Origin of the sequence: Marinomonas fungiae (assembly GCF_001418205.1) — a bacterium.
Taxonomy (GTDB): domain Bacteria; phylum Pseudomonadota; class Gammaproteobacteria; order Pseudomonadales; family Marinomonadaceae; genus Marinomonas; species Marinomonas fungiae.
The window spans coordinates 38,046-58,981 of sequence record NZ_LIQF01000011.1; the positions used below are offsets into that span (position 1 = coordinate 38,046).

The 20,936-nt window shown below is 48.5% G+C and carries 16 protein-coding genes; 10 read left to right on the forward strand and 6 right to left on the reverse strand.

Annotated elements, in window-relative coordinates; translation table 11 throughout:
* Positions 1 to 44: 44 nt before the first annotated feature.
* On the forward strand, positions 45 to 884 hold the full coding sequence (locus ASC49_RS14800; protein ID WP_055464027.1) for a 2OG-Fe(II) oxygenase family protein: 840 nt from the start codon (positions 45 to 47) through the stop codon (positions 882 to 884).
* A gap of 26 nt (positions 885 to 910) precedes the next feature.
* On the opposite strand, the gene ASC49_RS14805 is transcribed toward ASC49_RS14800, so the two are convergent.
* On the reverse strand, positions 911 to 1,663 hold the full coding sequence (locus ASC49_RS14805) for a sulfite exporter TauE/SafE family protein (protein WP_055464028.1): 753 nt from the start codon (positions 1,661 to 1,663) through the stop codon (positions 911 to 913).
* Positions 1,664 to 1,833: 170 nt separating this feature from the next.
* Between ASC49_RS14805 and adhP the strand changes: the two genes are divergently transcribed.
* Both adhP and ASC49_RS14815 read left to right on the forward strand, forming a co-directional pair.
* Positions 1,834 to 2,844, forward strand: a complete 1,011-nt coding sequence (adhP, locus tag ASC49_RS14810; RefSeq protein WP_055464029.1) for an alcohol dehydrogenase AdhP — start codon at positions 1,834 to 1,836, stop codon at positions 2,842 to 2,844.
* A gap of 223 nt (positions 2,845 to 3,067) precedes the next feature.
* On the forward strand, positions 3,068 to 3,814 hold the full coding sequence (locus tag ASC49_RS14815) for a transporter substrate-binding domain-containing protein (protein ID WP_055464030.1): 747 nt from the start codon (positions 3,068 to 3,070) through the stop codon (positions 3,812 to 3,814).
* A 22-nt stretch (positions 3,815 to 3,836) separates the two neighbouring features.
* Here the strand turns inward: ASC49_RS14815 and ASC49_RS14820 are convergent, their stop codons facing one another.
* Positions 3,837 to 6,314 carry a glycogen/starch/alpha-glucan phosphorylase gene (locus ASC49_RS14820; protein ID WP_055464031.1) on the reverse strand — a complete coding sequence of 826 codons (2,478 nt, stop codon included), beginning with the start codon at positions 6,312 to 6,314 and terminating at the stop codon, positions 3,837 to 3,839.
* 206 nt (positions 6,315 to 6,520) lie between these two features.
* Positions 6,521 to 7,309 carry a DODA-type extradiol aromatic ring-opening family dioxygenase gene (locus ASC49_RS14825; protein WP_055464032.1) on the reverse strand — a complete coding sequence of 263 codons (789 nt, stop codon included), beginning with the start codon at positions 7,307 to 7,309 and terminating at the stop codon, positions 6,521 to 6,523.
* A gap of 404 nt (positions 7,310 to 7,713) precedes the next feature.
* Here ASC49_RS14825 and ASC49_RS14830 point away from each other — a divergent pair, with 404 nt between their 5' ends.
* Positions 7,714 to 9,216, forward strand: coding sequence for an alanine/glycine:cation symporter family protein (locus ASC49_RS14830; protein WP_055464033.1), 1,503 nt, complete (start codon positions 7,714 to 7,716; stop codon positions 9,214 to 9,216).
* Positions 9,217 to 9,302: 86 nt separating this feature from the next.
* Here ASC49_RS14830 and ASC49_RS14835 read toward each other — a convergent pair whose 3' ends face one another.
* Positions 9,303 to 9,869 carry an MSMEG_1061 family FMN-dependent PPOX-type flavoprotein gene (locus tag ASC49_RS14835; protein WP_055464034.1) on the reverse strand — a complete coding sequence of 189 codons (567 nt, stop codon included), beginning with the start codon at positions 9,867 to 9,869 and terminating at the stop codon, positions 9,303 to 9,305.
* 112 nt (positions 9,870 to 9,981) lie between these two features.
* Here ASC49_RS14835 and ASC49_RS14840 point away from each other — a divergent pair, with 112 nt between their 5' ends.
* The 3 genes from ASC49_RS14840 to fhuB are packed head-to-tail and all read left to right on the forward strand — an operon-like array spanning position 9,982 to position 13,635.
* Complete coding sequence (locus tag ASC49_RS14840; RefSeq protein ID WP_055464035.1) at positions 9,982 to 10,749, forward strand: ABC transporter ATP-binding protein; 768 nt, start codon at positions 9,982 to 9,984, stop codon at positions 10,747 to 10,749.
* A 9-nt stretch (positions 10,750 to 10,758) separates the two neighbouring features.
* Positions 10,759 to 11,649: an ABC transporter substrate-binding protein gene (locus ASC49_RS14845; protein ID WP_055464036.1), complete on the forward strand. Its 891-nt coding sequence runs from the start codon at positions 10,759 to 10,761 to the stop codon at positions 11,647 to 11,649.
* Between the two features lie 24 nt (positions 11,650 to 11,673).
* The gene (fhuB, locus tag ASC49_RS14850) at positions 11,674 to 13,635 is read left to right on the forward strand and encodes a Fe(3+)-hydroxamate ABC transporter permease FhuB (protein WP_055464037.1); all 1,962 of its coding nucleotides are present in this window, start codon (positions 11,674 to 11,676) and stop codon (positions 13,633 to 13,635) included.
* Between the two features lie 84 nt (positions 13,636 to 13,719).
* Here fhuB and ASC49_RS14855 read toward each other — a convergent pair whose 3' ends face one another.
* Positions 13,720 to 15,849, reverse strand: a complete 2,130-nt coding sequence (locus ASC49_RS14855) for a TonB-dependent siderophore receptor (RefSeq protein WP_055464038.1) — start codon at positions 15,847 to 15,849, stop codon at positions 13,720 to 13,722.
* A gap of 150 nt (positions 15,850 to 15,999) precedes the next feature.
* Entirely contained in the window at positions 16,000 to 16,968 is a 969-nt protein-coding gene (locus ASC49_RS14860) for a helix-turn-helix domain-containing protein (protein WP_055464039.1), read from the reverse strand.
* 220 nt (positions 16,969 to 17,188) lie between these two features.
* Between ASC49_RS14860 and ASC49_RS14865 the strand changes: the two genes are divergently transcribed.
* The 3 genes from ASC49_RS14865 to eat are packed head-to-tail and all read left to right on the forward strand — an operon-like array spanning position 17,189 to position 20,899.
* Entirely contained in the window at positions 17,189 to 18,604 is a 1,416-nt protein-coding gene (locus ASC49_RS14865) for an ethanolamine ammonia-lyase subunit EutB (protein WP_055464040.1), read from the forward strand.
* Position 18,605: 1 nt separating this feature from the next.
* Positions 18,606 to 19,454, forward strand: a complete 849-nt coding sequence (gene eutC / locus ASC49_RS14870) for an ethanolamine ammonia-lyase subunit EutC (RefSeq protein WP_055464041.1) — start codon at positions 18,606 to 18,608, stop codon at positions 19,452 to 19,454.
* A 38-nt stretch (positions 19,455 to 19,492) separates the two neighbouring features.
* The gene (gene eat / locus ASC49_RS14875) at positions 19,493 to 20,899 is read left to right on the forward strand and encodes an ethanolamine permease (protein WP_055464042.1); all 1,407 of its coding nucleotides are present in this window, start codon (positions 19,493 to 19,495) and stop codon (positions 20,897 to 20,899) included.
* Positions 20,900 to 20,936 lie beyond the last annotated feature (37 nt).

A 20,936-nucleotide genomic window follows, 5' to 3' on the forward strand; every position in this document is an offset into this window, starting at 1 on the left:
GAGCTATGCTCAAGCCCAATCGGATCTACACATAGGAAACTCCAATGACTTTAGAAGCCGTTGATTATCAAAGCCCAAGCGCCGCCCAAGACTTCGTTAAATCGCTACGCGAAACAGGTTTTGGTGTCCTTAAAAATCATCCTATTCGCCAACAGCTAGTGTCCGATATCTATCACCACTGGCACACTTTTTTTAATAGTGACGACAAACATCACTATCGTTATAACCTTGGCACTCAAGATGGTTATTTTCCAGCGGAGGTGTCAGAAACCGCCAAAGGACATAGCAAGAAAGACATCAAAGAATACTTCCACTACTACCCTTGGGGGCAATGTCCAACCGAATACAAAGCTGAATTGGCACAGTATTACCAAGAAGCCAATCAGCTGGCCGAAGAATTGTTAGGTTGGATCGAGCAGTACACGCCTACAGACATCGCCCATCACTACTCGCAACCTCTTTCAAGCATGATCGAAAACAGTGATCAAACCCTATTACGCGTATTGCACTATCCCCCACTAAAAGGTGACGAAGAGTTGGGGGCCATTCGTGCAGGCGCTCACGAAGACATTAACTTAATCACTATTTTGCCCGCCGCCAATGAGCCGGGATTACAGGTCAAACTCAAAGATGGCAGTTGGATGGATGTGCCTTGCGACTTTGGCAGCTTAATCGTCAACATTGGCGACATGCTGCAAGAAGCTTCTGCAGGTTACTTTCCTTCTACATCACACCGTGTGATCAACCCAGAAGGTACTGATAAAACAAAAGCACGCATTTCCTTACCGCTTTTTCTGCACCCACGTCCAGACGTCAAGCTGTCTGAGCGCCATACGGCAGGCTCATACCTACATGAACGACTGGTTGAGTTAGGTGTCATTTAATCAACCTCAGCAAGTCCATCAAGGCGCTAGTAAAGCGCCTTGATTAGCAAAATCAGCCCAGATAACGACAACATTGACATTGCCAAGCGCCTTACCGCTTTGGCAGGAACCATTGACAACAAATAACGACGCGAGACATAGGTGCCAAGTAACACAAGGGGGGCACCAATAAAGCTTACCGTCCACATGGCCTCCGTCACCATACCGTTAAACATCGCAGTACTAGTACGAAAGCTGGCAAGTACCAAGAATACGCTGAGTAACGTCGAACGAATAACCACTAGCTCCACAGGTTGGCGATACATCAGATAAGAGATAGGTGGCCCAGCCGTAGAGAATAGGCCACTAAGCACGCCTGCAAAAGCACCACTTAGGCCAAAATGCCAAGCAGGTGATTGCGTTGCTCGGGGCTCAGGGCGCAACAAAGAGCTGACACAGACCAGAATCATAACGACCCCAAGCAATGCCTGTAGCGCATTCAACCCAAACTGACCAAGATGATTAAGCCAATACAGTCCCACGACAACCATTGGCAGCGCCGCCATCAAGAACACCAACATTTGTCGAAACATTGCGTGACGCCAAACACCGCCGTAGAGACCGGACACCCCATTAACGAGACTTAAAGTACTCGCAATAAAAGCAAGATCGGCAATTGGCAGCAGCCCCAACGCCCCACCGACACCCATGACAATCAAGCCAAAGCCAAAACCGGTCGCGGTTTGGATATAAGTACCGGCAGCAATCACCCCTAACAAACTCAGCAATGTGATAGACATTAAACACCCCTCTTAGGCTATGCAACGCATGATATGTGCATATTTGGACTCAGAGACAACAAATTTGGACTGGGAAACAAGTCTTTCTCACACGTTTCGCTAAGTTAGATAGCAGCGGTAGTTAATTTTCGCCATGTGTCCGCTGCTAAAAATAATTAAGGGAGTATGTTATGAAAGCTGCTGTTGCCAATACTTTTGGCTCAATTCTAAATATTGAAGATGTACAAAAGCCTACCATTGAACCGCATCAAATCTTAGTCAAAATTCACGCCTGCGGCGTCTGCCATACGGATTTACACGCTTGTCACGGCGACTGGCCCGTAAAACCAACCTTACCCCTTATTCCAGGACATGAAGGAGTGGGTGAAATTGTTGAAGTTGGCAGTGCAGTGTCTCACTTGAACATCGGTGATCGTGTCGGTATTCCTTGGTTGTACAGTGCCTGTGGTCACTGTGAGTATTGTTTAGCAGGCCAAGAAAGCCTATGTATGTCTCAGCAGAATGCAGGCTATTCGGTTGCTGGTAGCTACGCGGAATACTGCGCTGCACACGCAGACTACGTGGTAAAAGTTCCTGAAGGCCTTAATTACGTTGATGCAGCGCCACTGTTCTGTGCTGGCGTCACCACCTACAAAGCCCTAAAAGTTTCTGACGCGAAACCAGGTCAATGGGTGGCAGTGTTCGGGGTTGGTGGCCTTGGCCACTTGGCGGTGCAATACGCTGTTGCGATGGGCCTACGTGTGGTTGCCGTAGACACCGGCGATGCCAAACGCAAACTAGCCACCTCTCTGGGCGCTGAATACTTCTTTGATTTTATGACCGATAACGTAGTAGCTGACATCAAAGCCGCAACGGGCGGTGTGCACGGCAGTGTTTGTACCGCCGTTAGTAAAGCTGGTTTCCGTCAAAGTTACGATGTAGTGCGTCGCGGCGGTAAATGTGTGTTGGTGGGTCTACCACCAGAGGATATGCCACTGCCAATCTTTGATACGGTCTTGAATGGCGTGAGTGTCGTAGGCTCAATTGTTGGTACACGCAAAGACCTTGAAGAATGCTTAGAGTTTGCCGCTCGCGGAAAAGTCAAAGCCATCATTACAGAGAAGAAACTCGACGATATTAACGAGATTTTCCAGGACATGGAAAAAGGCGAGATCACTGGTCGAATCGTCATGTCACTGTAATCACGCTGGGTTCATTCGTAACTCACTAAGAGCGAAGAAGAGGCTCTCTTCTTCGCTCTTTTCATGACCCCATTTCATCACTTTATAACGCACTTTTCGGTCATAAAAGCGCCAGTATTGCTGTCAATTTTTCCTTACTCTGTGTTATCTTATCGCGTCCTTGAACATTGTTTGCATTTTTCTACTTAAGACAGGCTAGGACGACTTATTCAAAGGGGGTTCTGTGTTTTCTCAGCGAGTGCAAAAGTCTTTGCTGTTGTCCGTTCTATTCAGTTGTCATGTAAGTGCTTGGGGGCAAACGGTTACAATTCCGGTTGTTAATTTTCCGCCTTATATCATCATCTCGCCTATGGAAAACACTATCTCAGGGATGGACATCCGCATCGTACGAGAGGCCTTCGCGCAACGGAATATCGACACTAAATTTGTCAGTCGCCCATGGCTATCTATCATGCAAGGCATGCAAGCGGGCAGCACGCTTGGCACCGTCTCCTGTTCTCGCCGACCAGAACGGGTTTCCTTTATGCTGTTTAGTGACGAATTGAGCACCACAAATCGTGCAGTCATCAGTCGTACCGAACTCGATACTCACGCGATCGAAAGTGTCTACGATTTGATGGATTACCGGGTAGTAGCGGTCAAAGGCTGGGACATGGAGCAGCAACTGTTGGAACTGAATATACCTCACCAACAAATCAGCTCCATCAGTGACGGACTTAATGCCGTGATCAATGATACTAGCGACCTGTTCTATGTATCTGATTACCCTGCGATGTACCAAGCGCGCTTACAAGGCATTCATAAGCAACTCAAAGTGACTAACATCGTCTCTGAGCCATTGGTTCCTCTACATGTTTGCTTTAGTAAAAAGAACCCAGAAGCACGCTCGCTAATGCAGGAATTCAATCAAGGACTACAAGCCATCAAACGTAATGGCACCTACCAAGCCATTCGTAACGAATACTTGTAGCCCTCGCTATTGATCGCCTTTGTTAGGCGATCGGACAAGCCGGTAAATGCCAGATTTCATCGGCGTACTCTTGAATAGTACGATCCGACGAAAATTTCGCCATACGCGCGGTATTAAGGATCGCCATCTTGGCCCAACGGGCTTGATCACGATACGCGTCTGATACCCGATCCTGACAATCAATGTAAGCGCGGTAATCGGCCAGCACTTTAAAGCGGTCACCATGATCTAACAAAGTGCTACGAATCTCATCAAAGGCATGCGGGTCATTTGGGCTAAAGTAGCCCGAACACAACCAATCCAACGCATTTTTTAGCTCTTCATCGCCATGGTAGTAGTCGTATGGATAGTAACCCTGATGCTCCAACGCCTGCACATCTTCTACTTTCAAACCAAAGATAAAGATGTTGTCATCGCCTACCTCTTCCTTGATTTCCACGTTCGCGCCATCCAGAGTACCAATGGTCAACGCGCCGTTCAGCGCCAGCTTCATATTGCCGGTACCCGAAGCTTCTTTACCCGCTGTGGAAATCTGCTCCGACAAATCCGCCGCAGGGATGATCTTAGCGGCAAGGGATACACGATAGTTCGGTAGAAACACGACTTTTAGTTTGCCACGGATGCGCTGGTCATTATTGATCACATTGGCGACTGCATTGATGGCATAAATAATAGTTTTCGCCAGTCCATAACCAGGCGCAGCCTTAGCACCAAAGATAAACACTCGCGGCACAACATCGCGTTCAGGCTCATTTAACAAACGGTGGTACTGAGTCAGTATATTTAACAGACTTAAATGCTGACGTTTGTACTCATGCAAACGTTTAATCTGCACATCAAACATGGCATTAGGATCGACCTCTACACCACACTCAGCCTTGATGACATCCGCCAAACGCTCTTTATTTTGGTGCTTAACCGCCATAAAAGCTAACTGGAAGTCACTGTCGTCAGCGTAGTGTTCCAGCTTACGTAGACGCTCAAGATTTTTGGGCCAATCGGCTTCGATACCATACTGCGCGAATAATTTACCTAAACCTAGATTGCAGTTCAGCAACCAACGACGCGGTGTAATGCCATTGGTTTTATTGGTTAATTTATCTGGGTAAAACTCATGGAAGCGAGCAAACAGTTGCGTTTTCAACAGCTCGGAATGCAGTGCCGCGACACCATTGACTTTATGGCTCCCCACGACAGCTAAGTGAGCCATACGCACCATTTTATGGGCGCCTTCTTCGATGATCGACAACTCAGCCTTGATATCATCTCGTCCTGGCCAACGTTGCTCTATTTCTGCCATAAAGCGGTAATTAATTTCATAGATCAATTGTAAATGGCGCGGCAATACCTTTTTAAACAGCCCTACACTCCACGTCTCTAAAGCCTCTGGTAACAGTGTGTGATTGGTGTAAGCAAAAATACGCGTCACCAATGACCAAGCATGATCCCAGTGCAGACGCTTGTCATCCACCAAGATACGCATCAACTCCACCACCGCAATGGCTGGGTGGGTATCGTTTAATTGGATCGCGGCCTTTTCTGGAAGCTTGTCCCAATCAGCGCCATTACCTCGCTCAAAACGGCGCATGATGTCAGCCAGCGAACAGGCGACAAAGAAGTACTGCTGCACTAAACGTAGCTCTTTGCCGTTTTCATTTTTATCGTTGGGGTACAAGACCTTAGAAATGGTTTCACCGATGGCTTTAGAACGCACCGCTTCTACGTAGTCACCCTTGTTGAACTCGTCCAAGTCAAAATCTTCGGTCGAGCGCGACGACCACAGGCGTAAGAAGTTCACGGTCTTGGTGTCATAGCCTGCCACCGGAATATCATGGGGAATGCCCAAGACATTTTTCGTATCCACCCAACGTGGATGATAGTTACCAAAGCTGTCATAGGACTCTTCTACACGCCCATAAAACTGAATGGTTTGCGCGTATTCTGGGCGAATCAATTCCCAGGGTGTACCGTAGTTAATCCAAGTATCTGGGTGCTCGATCTGTTTACCGTCTTGGAACTCTTGTTTAAAGAGGCCAAATTCGTAGTAAATACCGTAGCCAATGGCAGGTAGATCTAAAGTCGCTAAAGAGTCAAGGAAACACGCCGCGAGACGGCCTAGGCCACCATTGCCTAATCCCATGTCTATTTCTACATCGCATACTTCATCCCATGACAATCCCAACTCACTGATGGCTTGCTGCGCTTCTTCAAACACACGGACGTTGTGCACATTATTGATCAACATACGTCCCATCAAATATTCCATCGATAAGTAATAGAGACGACGCACATTGTCTTCGTTATGACGGGTTTGCGTCGTCACCATATCGTCGATAATACGATCCCGTACCGCAAGGGATAAACACAACCACCAATCTCGAAGGCTGGCTTGCTCCGCTCGCAGCGCTAAGGTGTAGCGCATGTGGTACAAAATGCCCTGTTTGAGTTCAAGGCAAGAGGCCATCTTGGTCGTGGATAGCTGTTCTGATGGAGTTGGCATTGCTATCGTCCTCTACTTTAGGGAAGGTTTTTTGACAGTGTATCGACGCTATGTTGCAACAGCATTGCGCTGCAACGCTAGCCGCCAATCAGCTAACGCCCACTATACACTAGGCTATCGGAGCGCTGAGGCTTTTCACATGCAAAAAAAACGCCGCACCGTAGCGTCGCGGGCAAATCAAAGAGAGAAACTTGTTGCAAGAGCCACTACCAAATGAAATGACGTGCTTCTACATCCAGTGCGGTAAATGGGATTGACTGTCCCTGCTTCTGCGCCACCGCGTGACACACGATCAGGGGAATCAAGTGCTCCTCACGTGGATGACAAAAACGCCCGCCCTCGACACTTGACCATTTGGCCCAGCGAGCTTTGGCATCTGCCATACTCACATCAGAGCGGGTTACAGTGTCGTCTAGCCATTTTTGAAACACGTGCACATCATGGTTAATTTGCACCGTTTTTGGTGCAAAGAAGGTACGCATATTGTGAAAACTAAAGCCTGAACCGATCACCACAGCATTTTCTGGTAGTACCTTAGCCAGCCGCTCACCAAACTCCCAATGCTGAACTGGGTTCAATGAACTCGCCAAGGAAATCTGCAGCACCGGAATATTGGCGTCTGGATACATCAACATCAGCGGGATAAACATACCATGATCAAAGCCACGACTTTCATTCAAGCGAATGTGGGTACCTTGCGCCTCCATTTTTGCAGCGATATCGCGCGCTAACTGTGGTGCACCAGGGGCCGGATATTGAAGTTGATAAGACGCCTCCGGAAATCCATAGTAATCGTAAATCAAATCGGGAGTAGCCCCTGCTGTTATTTCAAAACCCGTGGTTTCCCAATGCGCACTGATCATCACAATGACCGAAGGCTGCTTTGGCAATAGTTGTGTGAGATCTTTTACTGTTGCTACAAGCTGTACGTGGCTAGGATCTCCTAGGACTGGCATTGGACCACCGCCATGAGAAACAAAAGCGACTTTAGACATACTGGACTCCTGAAGAAATTTGCAACGTTCTGTTTAGACCAATATTAGACCTCCCTTTATTAACAATAAACACTTAATAACAAAACAGTTTATTGACTAAAATGAAATAATTTAAGCGATTTCACCTATGAATGACACGTTAAACTTATCTCATTCTTAAAACCATTTGACTCTCAAATAGGATCAACTAGCAACACATTGTGCCAATTAGTCAAATGTTCAAAAAGCAGTCTGCATGTTAGATTCCAACCTTTCATTTACACAACTTGTGCTTAATGCATCCAAAAGTTTACACAATGTCTTGTTCAGGGCAGGCGTAAACTACAATTTGCTGAATACTAGCGACAATTTGCATCACAACAATTAGAAAGCGCTCTATGAGCGATCATCACAGGAGAACGTCTATGCAAGATTTCATTGATTTCCTTAACGGAGTCATCTGGAGCCCTGCCCTCATTTACCTCTGCTTGGGCGCAGGTCTGTTTTACTCAATTTTGACGCGCTTTGCGCAAGTTCGTCACTTTAAAGAAATGTGGTCGTTGCTATTTAGTTCGACGCCATCTGAAAAAGGCATCTCTTCCTTTCAAGCGTTAGCGGTATCTCTTTCAGGTCGTGTTGGTACAGGTAACATCGCTGGCGTCGCTGCTGCAATTGGTTTTGGTGGCCCTGGTGCTGTGTTCTGGATGTGGGTCGTTGCCTTCCTAGGCGCAAGCACCGCTTACGCGGAGTCAACGCTAGGTCAGATTTACAAAGTAAATGATAACGGCCAATACCGTGGTGGCCCAGCATACTACTTTGAAAAAGGCCTAAGCATGAAATGGTTGGGCGTATTGTTTGCCCTAGCCTCAATCATCGCTTGTGGCGTGTTCCTTCCAGGTATCCAAGCAAACTCTGTTGGTAACGCAGTTGTACAGGTGTTTGGCCCAGGTGAAATCTTCTCGACGTCTTTCGGTGAAGTCGGCACAACTAAGATGGTGGCACTTGCAGTAATCCTAGTGGTACTAGCATTCATCATCTTCGGCGGCATCAAACGTATCGCAAACTTCACTCAGGTCATCGTGCCATTTATGGCGATGGGTTACATCATCATGGCCCTGATCGTTGTGTTCCTAAACCTTGATCAAGTTCCTGGCATTTTCGGCCTTATCATCTCGGATGCCTTCTCTGCACAAGCAGGTTTTGGTGCGGCGATTGGCTGGGGGGTAAAACGTGGTGTTTACTCTAACGAAGCAGGTCAAGGTACTGGTCCACACGCAGCGGCAGCAGCGGAAGTAGAACACCCAGCACAACAAGGTCTAGTGCAAGCGTTCTCTGTCTACGTAGACACACTATTCGTATGTACAGCGACTGCATTGATGATCCTGATCACACAGCAATACAACGTACAAGGCTCTCTACCTGACGGTCAGTTCATTGTCCAAAACATACCAGCGGATGTGATCATTGCTTCGCCTGCGTTTACGCAAATGGCACTACAAAGCATCTTTGGTAGCTTTGGTTCTATCTTCGTAGGTATTGCACTGTTCTTCTTCGCCTTCACGACGATTCTAGCGTACTACTACATCGCAGAAACAAACGTGGCCTACCTTCGCCGTGCGCTAAAACTACATGTACCACTAACACTGGTTAAGCTATTGATTATGTTCATGGTAGCTTACGGTACAGTGAATACTGCTGGTTACATTTGGAACCTAGGTGACGTTGGCGTTGGCTTGATGGCATGGTTGAACATCGTCGGTATCATCGTGATCTTCTTTATGGCTCGTCCAACGATGAAAGCCTTGAAAGACTATGAAGATCAAAAAGCTGCGGGCGTTGAAGAATACACCTTCGATCCAAAAGCCCTAGGTATCAAGGGTGCGGATTTCTGGGAAAAACGTCTTGCAGAGAAACAAGCGAAGAAATAATCGCAGCGCCTTTCTAGCACATAGAACAAGGCCGCTTAGGGAAACCTAAGCGGCCTTTTCGTTGCCGTTAACGGCTCAAGGAGCCATCATTCAAAAGAATCTAAGCCCAGCTGATCCAACACAATCTGCCCTAGGGACGGCAAGATATCGCGCGACGTAAACTGCTCACTGTCCCAAATCTGGCTGGCTAACATGGCCTTAGGGCAGTGAAAAAAGAGTTCGCTAATAGTCACTTTCACCACTAATTTCGGTCGCTTAGCCCCTTCCAAACAGCGCTCAATCAACACCTCATCATCGTGCAGGCTTGCTCGGCCTTTTACCCTTAATACTTCATGAATTCCTGGAATCATGAACAAAAGACTTATCTCTGGGTTATGCAAAATATTACGTAGCGTATCGAGGCGGTTATTGCCTGCATGATCCCCAAACGCAATATGAGTACTGTCCAATACTTGCACAAAACCGCCCCTCCCGCCCCGTGGCGAGCAATCCATCTTACCTTGTGCGGTCTGAGTGGCAAGCACGACAAACGAGCTGTGCTCAATAAACGTCTGCGAATGTTGCTCTAAAGCGGGAATGGCCTTTTGCAGCGTAATCGGATGGGGCGCTTTATAGAGGGTTTGCAGTTGCTCAACAGTCGTGATCTGAGCCATAGAATTCTCTTTCCGTTTTTAAACATAACAAATGATAATGAATATGATTAGTATTATCAAATAATCGAAGCTATGCTATCGTAACCTCATCATTCATCAGCACAGCCATTCTATGTTTCAGCTTACCAACGTTTCTTTCAATGTCGCCGATCGCTCCATCCTACAGCCTACCAGCTTAGAGTTTCACAAAGGCAAGATCACCACTTTGCTGGGGCACAATGGCTGCGGCAAGTCGACCTTAATGAAACTACTGAGTCGTCAACAAACACCTACTAGCGGCAGCATCTTACTTGACGGCAAAGAAATTGATCGTTTCGATCATAAACACTTTGCTAAGAAGGTTGCCTACTTACCACAACACCCGCCTATTACCGATGGCATTACCGTACGCGAGTTAGTGAGTTTTGGTCGTTATCCTTGGAAAGGAGCATTTGGTCGCTACAGTCAGACAGATAGGGAGATCATAGACCAAGCCATCGAAAAAGTTGAACTAGCCACTTACCAAGAGCGCTTCGTGGCAACACTGTCCGGCGGTGAACGCCAGCGTGCATGGGTCGCAATGCTGTTAGCACAACAAAGCGAGTGTATTCTGCTGGATGAACCAACCTCAGCTCTCGACATCGCCCATCAGCACGAACTGCTCGCTCTGATACAACAGCTTAATCAGTCCCTAGGTTTAACGGTCATTATGGTACTGCATGACGTTAACATGGCAGCGAAATTTAGCGATCACCTTATCGCACTTCATTCAGGACAAGTGATCGCCCAAGGCGGCGCTAAAACCATGATGAACACGGACACATTAGAAAATATTTATGGCATTAAGCTGGCGTTGTTTCCTCATCCCCATACGGGTCAACTTGTTAGCTACATTCCTTGAGGCATGCTTATGAAATACCTTCTGCTCTGTCTTCTCGCACTCATCACACAAAACACTATAGCGCTGACCATTACAGACCAACTGGGCACTCATCAATTTGAGCAGCCTCCTCAACGGGTTATCACGCTCGATTGGGCGTTAACGGAAACAGCATTAAGCCTTGGTATTGAACCGCTCGGTGTCGCCGATGCCCAAGGCTATCAAGAGTGGGTCAGTTTTCCAGTACTACCGAATAGCAGCGTCGATGTAGGCGCTCGCAGCGAGCCGAACCTTGAGCTCATCAGCCAATTAAAGCCGGACGTTATTTTGATTAGCCCTTATCTGCTACCAGCATTAGATAAGCTTCAAAAAATTGCGCCAACCTTGGTGTTTGGTATCTATGAAGGAAATAAGCAACCCATCGCAAATGCCCAACAGGTAACCTTAGCATTCGGACAATTATTTGATCGCCAAGCGCAGGCGCAAGCGGTCATCGAGCAAACATCGCAAATCCTCAGTCAAAATGGTGCCCGATTATCAGCTACGGTGAACGCTCCACTGCTTTTTCTTCGCGTACTCAGCCCACAAACCTTGCGCATTCACGGTCAAGGGGCGATGGTGAATGACACCATTGAGCGCATGGGGCTGAAAAATTCGTGGCAAGAAAAGACGAATGTTTGGGGCTTTTCAACTGCCGAAGTAGCACAAGTTGCTGCCCATCAGTCCGCTAAAGCGATGTTGTTTGGTCCACTAAAAGCGAGCGAGAAAGAGGCGTTCTTTGCCTCCCCACTTTGGCAAGCTATGGCGTTCACTCGTACTGATAACGTCTACGAGTTACCTGCCATCTGGACGTTTGGTGGTTTGATTTCCGCGCAACGGTTTAGCGACCAATTGCTAAAACTACTACTCCCTGAAGACTAAACTTTCACTCCTGAGAAACTTGTCATGCTCAGCTCTTTTCCTCGAATGGCAGCGCCACTGGCGCTGCTCATGCTTATTTCGCTGCTTATTCAAGCGACTGTACCCTATTCCGGCGGCTGGCCACTCTTGCTGCAGACACTATTTGATTACGATATTAACGACTACCAACAGCTGATTATTCATCTAACCTATTTGCCTCGTTTGGCCATGGCGCTGATGTGCGGCTTTGCTTTGGCTCTCGCTGGTTGCATGATGCAATTTGTCTTACGTAACCCGATTGCTTCGCCAACCACATTAGGCGTCGCTGCTGGCGCTCAGTTAGGAATGGTATTGGGTATCCTGCTCGTACCAGCCTCGTTAGCCCCGCCAGCTTATCTGCCTGCCTTTGTTGGCGGAGCCGCCTGTACTGCCTTGGTATTTTGGCTAGCCGCGCACAAAGGTTTAGCACCGATTCACTTAGTACTCTCAGGAATGGTGGTGAATTTGTTTGTGGGGGCAGCCAACACCATGCTTATGCTGGTGAATGAACGCCACCTCAGCAGTGTGTTTGTTTGGGGGGCTGGCGCCCTAAACCAGAGCAGTTGGGAGCCTCTAATGCGTATGTTACCTTGGCTGGCGATCGCGGCACTGGGCATTGCCTTTATCCATCGGCCACTGTCTGCCTTAGCCCTAGGCGATAACGTGTCCAATAATCTGGGGATCAATGTAAAACATTTAAAAATAACTGCTCTCGCCCTCGCTATTTTTATGACCGCTGTCGTGGTCAGTGAAGTAGGCATCATCGGCTTTATCGGTATCGTGGCTCCTGGTGTAGTGCGTTTAATGGGGGTACGTCAATTGCCTTGGCAACTGCTATACAGCGGCCTGATCGGCAGCGTGATGTTACTCATCGCAGACTTACTGACACAACCGATTGCTCATGCGGTCGGCGAACTATTACCAACGGGAGCAATGACCGCGTTATTTGGTGCGCCCTTTTTATTATGGCTGTTGCAACGTCAGCGTTGGCCAGCACAGCTCAAAGCCACCACAGAAGCCCCTAGTCATTATCAACAAAGGTCTTTTTATAAGATTATTTTTATCGTCAGCGTGATGTTAGCTCTGGCGTTACTGTTGGCTCTAGGAATCAACCGAGATAGCCAAGGATTTCTTCTTTCCTTTAGCCCATCGCTAATGGAACTGCGCTTGCCTCGGGTGTTAGGGGCTTGCTTTGCTGGCATGGGATTGGCCATTGCCGGAACCCTGATACAGCGCCTCACCCATAATCCTATGGCTAGCCCAGAGGTGTTGGGCATGAGCTCGGGGGCGGCGCTAACTTTGGTATTGTGTAGTTTTTTGGGCATGACATTATTGCGTTTTGAGCAGATCCTATTGGGCTCTGCTGGCGCTCTAAGTGTCACCGCTGTACTGTGGTGGCTGGGTAGAAGACAACACTTTGAACCATCCCAGTTATTACTAACAGGGATAGCTCTGAGCGCCGGCTTAGATGCGATTCTACGTATAACCATGGCTGGCCAAGAAAACGTCGGCGCACTGCTCACTTGGCTATCCGGCTCCACTTACTTACTCACCTATCAAGATGTGGCTTGGCTTGCTGGCGGTACACTTATGTTAGCCGTCGCTCCCTTACTATTACACCGTTGGTTCGACCTGATTGAATTGGGTGCGGTCAGTGCCAGTAGTGTGGGCCTGAACTGCCTACATGTCCGCCGCTTAACGCTGTTACTGGTGGCCTTACTGACAACCTTGTGCACAGCCTTTATCGGTCCATTAACCTTTATCGGTTTATTGGCACCGCATATGGCGCGGGCATTACAACAACACAGTGCACTAAAACAGATGATCACTGCGTGCTTATTAGGAGCCCTAGTGATGGTGGTGGCCGATTGGATAGGACGCGTCGTTTGGTTCCCTTGGCAGTTTCCTGCCGGACTGCTGTCAGCTCTGATTGGCGGCGGTTATTTCCTCTATTTAATGCGCCGCTAAGAGCTTTTACATTCAATAAAAAACCTCGGCCTTCAGCGAAGGTCGAGGTTTTTTATATAGGACTAACTTAACCCGCGGTTGGGTTTAAAAGTGATATTTAAACGAACCCACCACTGTACGACTGGCACCAAAGAAGCAGTCACCACGCGCCAAACAAGTCGCGTAGTATTGCTTATCTTCCAAGTTGGTGATGTTCAATGAAGCTTCCCAGTTGTCCTGAGTGTAAGCAATCATGGCATCTACTAAGGTCACGTCCGGTGTTTTCACTCGATCTTGACCACCCCAGCTTGATCCCACATAACGTACCCCAGCACCCGCACGTAAGCCTTCTAGGATGGAAGAAAAGTCATGCTGACTCCAAATGGAAGCGTTGTGCTCTGGCACACTGGCAATGTGTGCGCCTTCATTGGCACCTTTTAACACTTCCGTATCTGTGTAAGCGTAGTTCGCAATCAAATCCCACTGCGGCGTGATCGCCGTTTTCGCTTCCAGCTCTAAACCGCGCGCACGAGTTTTACCTGCTTGAATGGAATTGGTCGGATTATTCGGATCCGACATGCGACGGTTTTTCTCATACAAGTTGTACAGAGTTGCCGTGTACAGGTCGTTCGACCCCACTGGCTGGTATTTCACCCCTAGCTCGACCTGTTCACCACGTAGTGGCTTGTAGGAATCACCATTGGCATCTACCCCTGTCATGGGCGTAAAGGATTCTGAGTAACTAATAAAAGGATTCACCCCTGAATCCATCAGGTACATGGTGCCAATACGTTTGGTGAAGGCTTCATCGGTATAGCTCGCACCACCTTCGGTACGGTTAGAGGCATGATCGTAGCGGCCACCCGCCAACACTACCCAATGATCACCTAAGTACATTTGATCCTGCAGATAAACACCCGTTTGCTCAATGGTGTTCACCGCGATATCGCTGTAATCGCTACGGCTAATACCGGTGTAATTACCGTACACAGGGTTGTAAACGTTAATGTCGCCGATATCGCTCAGGTAAGCAGTTTCACCGCCTGATTCGGCATTTTGATAATCCACACCCAACAGCACATTATGGCTCACTCGACCAGTATCAAATGTCGCCGCCGCACGGTTATCCACCGTTAACGCATCTAGGTAACTGTTTTTGGCGTACGCCACCCGTGCAATATCACCGTTTGGCTGCAAAGCTGGAGTAAAAACCGGGTAGATGGTTTGATAGGTCACATCACTTTCTGAGTAACGCAAACTCTGACTTAATTCCCAAGTCTCATCTAAGCGATGGCGAAACTGCGAAGTAACGGCCGTCTCCTCGGTGTCGTATTTATCGAAATCCGGCTCAGAGATAAAGGTATTGCTGGTGATCTCAGGTAAGCCATAAGGGGCAGCGTAAAGCGTGCCGTACAGAGGTAAGAATTGAGAGGAGGTACCGCTGTGATCGTCTTGACGCAACATCGACACCGTCCAATCTGTGTCCTCTGATAGGCGCCATGTTAAAGACGGTTTAATCAGTAAGTGATCGTCGGCTACTTGATCCACCTGTGTATCGCTATCACGGCCAACCATAATCAAGCGATACAACAATGAACCGTCTTCATTAAGCTTACCGGTGGAATCTAAAGCGATTTGTTGGCGACCATAATTGCCCACTTGTAATTCAAGCTCGTTCGAGGAGGTGTCTTGGGGACGCTTAGACACCATGTTAATCACACCGCCCACAGGCCCCTGACCGTATAGTACAGACGCAGGTCCACGAATCACATCGATACTTTCTAGGGTGTAAGCATCGGTGCGCGGCGACGCATAAGAGCCAAATGTTTTTTGCAAGCCATCTAAGAAGAACACCGGATCGCCGCCTCGAATGGACGCCGCATCACCGCGACTGTCAAAGCCGTAACGCTCGGCACCTACCCCTGATGTATAACGCAGCGCTTCGCGAACGCCAATCGCACCTTGGTCTTCCATTTGATCACGTGTAATCACGGATACGGCCTGAGGAGTCTCTGTGATAGGTGTATTGCTCTTGGTCGCACTACTGGTATTTTTGGCGACGTATCCCTGTACTGGTTGCCCTTCCTTGGAGATCTGCTCGTCTTCCACCTTGATCACATCAAGCATTTCAGCCGCTTGAAGGCCAGCAACATGGATCGCTCCTAGCGCCATAAAAGACGTCAGCAGAGCACGGCGTACATGCTCCGCAACAGGTGTTCTCTTGGGCAAAAACATTTCATCATCCTCATTTATCAATACGTAACGGCACCAATGCTAATGAGAATGATTACTAAAATCAATTTTGTTTGTTTATTTTTGCAATATATTAATACGCCTTTAATAGCATCAATGCCCATCATCTCAGCCATCATCACCACAAGCGTACTAGCAACACGAATAAGCACGGGTATGCGAAGGTAACTCACCAAACAGCTGACGATAGTCCTTAGCGAATTGGCTCATATGCCAAAAGCCCCATTGCGCCGCAATATCTGCTACTTTTGCCCCTTCTTCAGCGGTCATCAGTTTACGACGCACCCCATTTAAACGAGACATTCGCAAGTACTGAATGGGACTTATCGAGAGAATACTTTCAAAGGCATACTGCAGGGTGCGACGGCTGACGCTCGCTACTTCACATAGATCTGTCACGGTAAGAGGTGTATCAGGATGATCGTGAATAAAGGCACGGGCAATATCTACGACTTGCTTGCGATGATGATAGCTTTGCGTGTCTGCAGGTGCTGGCTGCTCAGTTTTCAGTACCTCAAGCAATGCCATCATTAGCAAATCATGTACGAGGCGCTCCGGCATGCTGCTGACAGCATGTCCATTCAGGGAACGACTCAATACATAGCGTACATCGGTCAAGGTTTTCTCAGGCAATGCTAAGCGCCCATATTCGGTCAGCTCCGACCAGTTCAAATCCAGCCCATGGATCTTCGCCATACGCATCAAAGCGGGTAACTTAACCACCATACCGAACAGCTCATAATCCTGCGGTGTGGTTAATTCAAACTCACAATCCCCAGGCCGACACATGATGTGCTGCTCACGCACGGATAACCCATTAATACGACCTTCGTCTTGACCGCTCAATGGGATACCTAACCAAACAGAATCCGGCCACACCACACATTTCTGCTGTAGCGCTTGGCTAGTCACCTCCTTGAATACTTGCAGATCATCAAAAGGTAACTCAACAATCGCACCATGAAAGCCGCCACGACTCGTTTGATCATATTCCTGCTGCCAATTGGTGAGATTGCCCGCGTGTAGATCCGCATCAAACGCTTCTTTATAGGAAACCTGGACGCTCTTTTTTGGTGCAGCACTTGATTCTATCCCTCTCATCTTGATTCTCCGACTATCAAATTTGCGCAAAACACAAAGGAGAAGTCTTTATAGTTATTTGATTTATAAGGATTTTTAAATATTGCCAAAATTCGATAACGCATTTTCGTACACATTTTACAGAATGTTATAACTTGCTGAGCATGACTACAGCAAGCTTTATGCCGATAAGGCAGCGTTATCAAAGAAGGCTTTTAACAGTAGACGGAAACGTTTCATTATGACAAATGATAAGACTCAATTTCGCTTTCGACACACAGTAGGTGAACGGACATTTGGCTTTAAAAGCCTAGCGGAGTTGATGGCTAAAGCGACCCCAGCCCGCTCAGGAGATCGCCTGGCAGGCGTTGCTGCAGAGACCGCAGAACAACGCGCCATTGCTCAGATGACGCTGGCGGATGTACCGCTGAAACTGTTTTTAGAAGAAGTACTAGTCCCCTATGAAGACGATGAAATCACTCGTCTCATCATTGATGAACACGACAAACTAGCCTTTGCACCGATCTCACATCTGACGGTAGGTGGCTTTCGTGATTGGTTGCTGAGTGATATGGCACCCCCCGCGATGCTGGAAAAAGTCCGCGCGGGTATCACCCCAGAAATGGCCGCCGCGGTAAGTAAAATCATGCGCAATCAAGACCTAATCTTGGTGGGCAAAAAGTGTCATGTGAAAACCGCATTTCGTAACACCATCGGTTTGCCTGGGCATTTATCAACGCGCTTGCAGCCGAACCACCCAACCGATGACTTAACCGGCATTGCCGCCAGCATTTTAGATGGCCTGATGTACGCCAATGGCGATGCAGTGATTGGTATTAACCCAGCCACGGACAATGTCGCGCAAGCCTGCCGCCTGATGAAAATGATGGATGAAGTGATCCAGCATTACGACATACCGACACAGTCCTGTGTCCTTACCCATGTGACCAACACCATTGAATGCATCGAGCAAGGCGCACCGGTGGATTTAGTCTTCCAGTCCATTGGCGGCACTCAAGCCACCAACGACAGCTTTGGTTTCAACCTAGCAACCTTAGCTGAAGCTCGCGACGCAGCGTTATCTCTGAAACGCGGCACAGTAGGCGACAACGTTATGTATTTTGAGACGGGCCAAGGTAGCGCCCTGTCCGCCAACGCCCACCACAATATCGACCAGCAGACCTGTGAGGCACGCGCCTATGCGGTGGCACGCAAATTCAAACCATTGCTTGTCAATACCGTCGTTGGCTTTATCGGGCCTGAATACTTATTCGATGGTAAAGAAATCACCCGTGCAGGGCTAGAAGATCATTTCTGCGCCAAGTTACTAGGCCTGCCAATGGGTTGCGATGTCTGCTACACCAACCATGCTCAAGCAGACCAAAACGATATGGACAACTTAATGACCCTGCTTGCGGTCGCAGGCTGTACCTTCATCATGGGCATTCCTGGTTCCGATGACATCATGCTCAATTACCAAACCACCTCGTTCCATGATGCCATGTATGTGCGTCAAGCATTGGGTCTAAAGCCTGCACCTGAGTTTGATCAATGGCTTAAGCACAGCAATATTTTCAACGACGATCAATTCACTTTGAATCATCAGATTCCATCGGCATTTGAAAAATCACTCAAGCGTATATTGGGAGGTCACTAACATGAAACGTGTTTTCCCTACTCATCCCACCAACGATCCGGTGATCGAAAACCCTTGGCAGCGTTTGCGCGAGTTTACCGATGCACGCATCGGCCTTGGGCGCGCGGGTGTCAGTGTACCGACAAAGCACCTCTTGGCCTTTCAGTTAGCCCACGCGCAAGCGATTGATGCAGTGCACACTCCGCTCAATATAGATGGACTCATTGAGAATCTAGTGTCTCAGAGTTGGTGTCCCAAAGGCCAACCACTACGTTTACATAGCCGTGCAGAACATCGCGATATGTATCTGCAGCGTCCGGATTACGGTCGTCTCCTAAATAAAGCCTCAGAGCAAATCCTAGAGGATCACGCTTACCTATGTGATGACAAATACGATCTGGCGTTCGTTATTGTTGATGGTCTATCGGCGTTAGCCATTGAAGAGAACATAGCGCCCTTCTTAGGCGAACTGATTCCAGCACTGACCAGTGGCCCAGAGCCTTGGCGTATCGCTCCGCTTTGCTTTGTCGAGCAAGGGCGCGTTGCCATTGGCGATCATATTGGCCAACTACTGAACGCAAAATGCGTGGTAGTGCTAGTCGGTGAGCGTCCAGGACTGAGTTCTCCTGACAGTATGGGGTTGTACCTTACTTGGGGCCCAAAAGTTGGCAAGACCGACGCCTATCGTAACTGCATTTCCAATATCCGCCCAGCCGGATTGAACTACCCCGAAGCCGGCCGCAAAGCACGCTATTTGCTCAATGAAGCACGTACCAAGCAGCTGTCTGGGGTGCAATTAAAAGACCGTACCGATGAGACGGCGCTCGAGCACGACAACGATAACCACAATTTTTTGATTTCAAAGAAGTAGTCGAACTACCCACTATCACAGACACATGAGGAACACACATGGCTGAACAAATGGATCAAGAGTATCTGGCAAAACGCCAGCTCAAACGCGGCACCGCAGGCTGGCTTTTGCTAGCAGGACTCGGTGTCTCCTATGTTATTTCTGGCGACTTCGCCGGCTGGAACTTCGGTATTGGCGAAGCGGGCTGGGGCGGCTTTGCCATTGCGGCAGTTCTCATGGGTATTATGTACCTGACACTGGTGCTGTCCCTGGCAGAAATGTCAGCTTCCATTCCTACGGCAGGAGGAGGCTACAGCTTTGCTCGTCAAGCCATGGGCCCTGTAGGTGGTTATATGACAGGGCTTGCGGTCTTAATCGAATACGCCCTTGCGCCAGCGGCCATCGTAATTTTCATTGGCTCTGCGGTAGAAGAGTTGCTCGGTTTTAATGGCCCGGTGGTCTATGCCCTATTCTACTTGGTGTTTATCGGCATTCACTTAGCGGGAGTAGGTGAAGCTCTTAAAGTGATGATGGTGATTTCTGGTCTAGCGGTCGTCGCCATCCTAGGTACAGCTGTTGCTCTGATCGGCGACTTCGATGCTGCTCGCCTATTTGATATTGCCCCAACCGATGCAGCAGGCGCCTCTGAATTCATGCCATTTGGTTGGTACGGCGTGTGGGCAGCGCTGCCATTTGCGATGTGGTTATTCCTTGCAGTAGAAGGTGTACCGTTAGCCGCAGAAGAAGCGAAGAATCCAGCCAAAGATGTACCAAAAGGTATTATTGGTGCGATGATTTTCCTTCTGTTCACCGCAACGTTAGTGGTATTCCTCTTGGCGGGTGTAACCGGTGCTGAAGCGATTGGCGGCAGTGCCGTGCCATTGGTTGATGCGCTAAATGTAGCAGGCAAACCGACCCTTGCGACGCTCGTCAACGTGCTCGCTTTAGCCGGCTTAATCGCATCATTTTTCTCCATTATTTACGGTTACAGTCGCTTGGTGTTTGCCTTATCTCGTGCGGGCTATTTACCCAAGGGTCTGTCACTTACCAATGAACGCAAAGTACCAGCGCGCGCGCTGATCGTGCCAGGTGTGTTTGGTTTCTTGGCGTCGCTAACGGGTGAAGGGGATCTGATGCTAGGTATGGCCGTGGTCGGTGCGACGGTTTCCTACGCACTGATGGCTCTAAGTCATATTTTGCTACGCGTGAAGCAGCCAGAACTGGAACGCCCCTACAAAACACCGGGCGGTGTGGTCACATCTGGGATCGCTTTGGTGCTGTCGATCGTAGCGCTAACGGGGGTCTACGCCTACGACCCACGCGCTTTTATGTACACACTAGCCTTGTTTGTCATTGGTGCCGCGTACTTCTTCTTGTACAGCAAAAACCGTCTGGTGGCGAAAACGCCGGAAGAAGAATTCAATATGCTGGCGCAAGCTGAGGCCGACTTAACCACCCAACCTTAAGGTAGCCGTTTGTCTGAACTTTAACTTCGTCTCGATC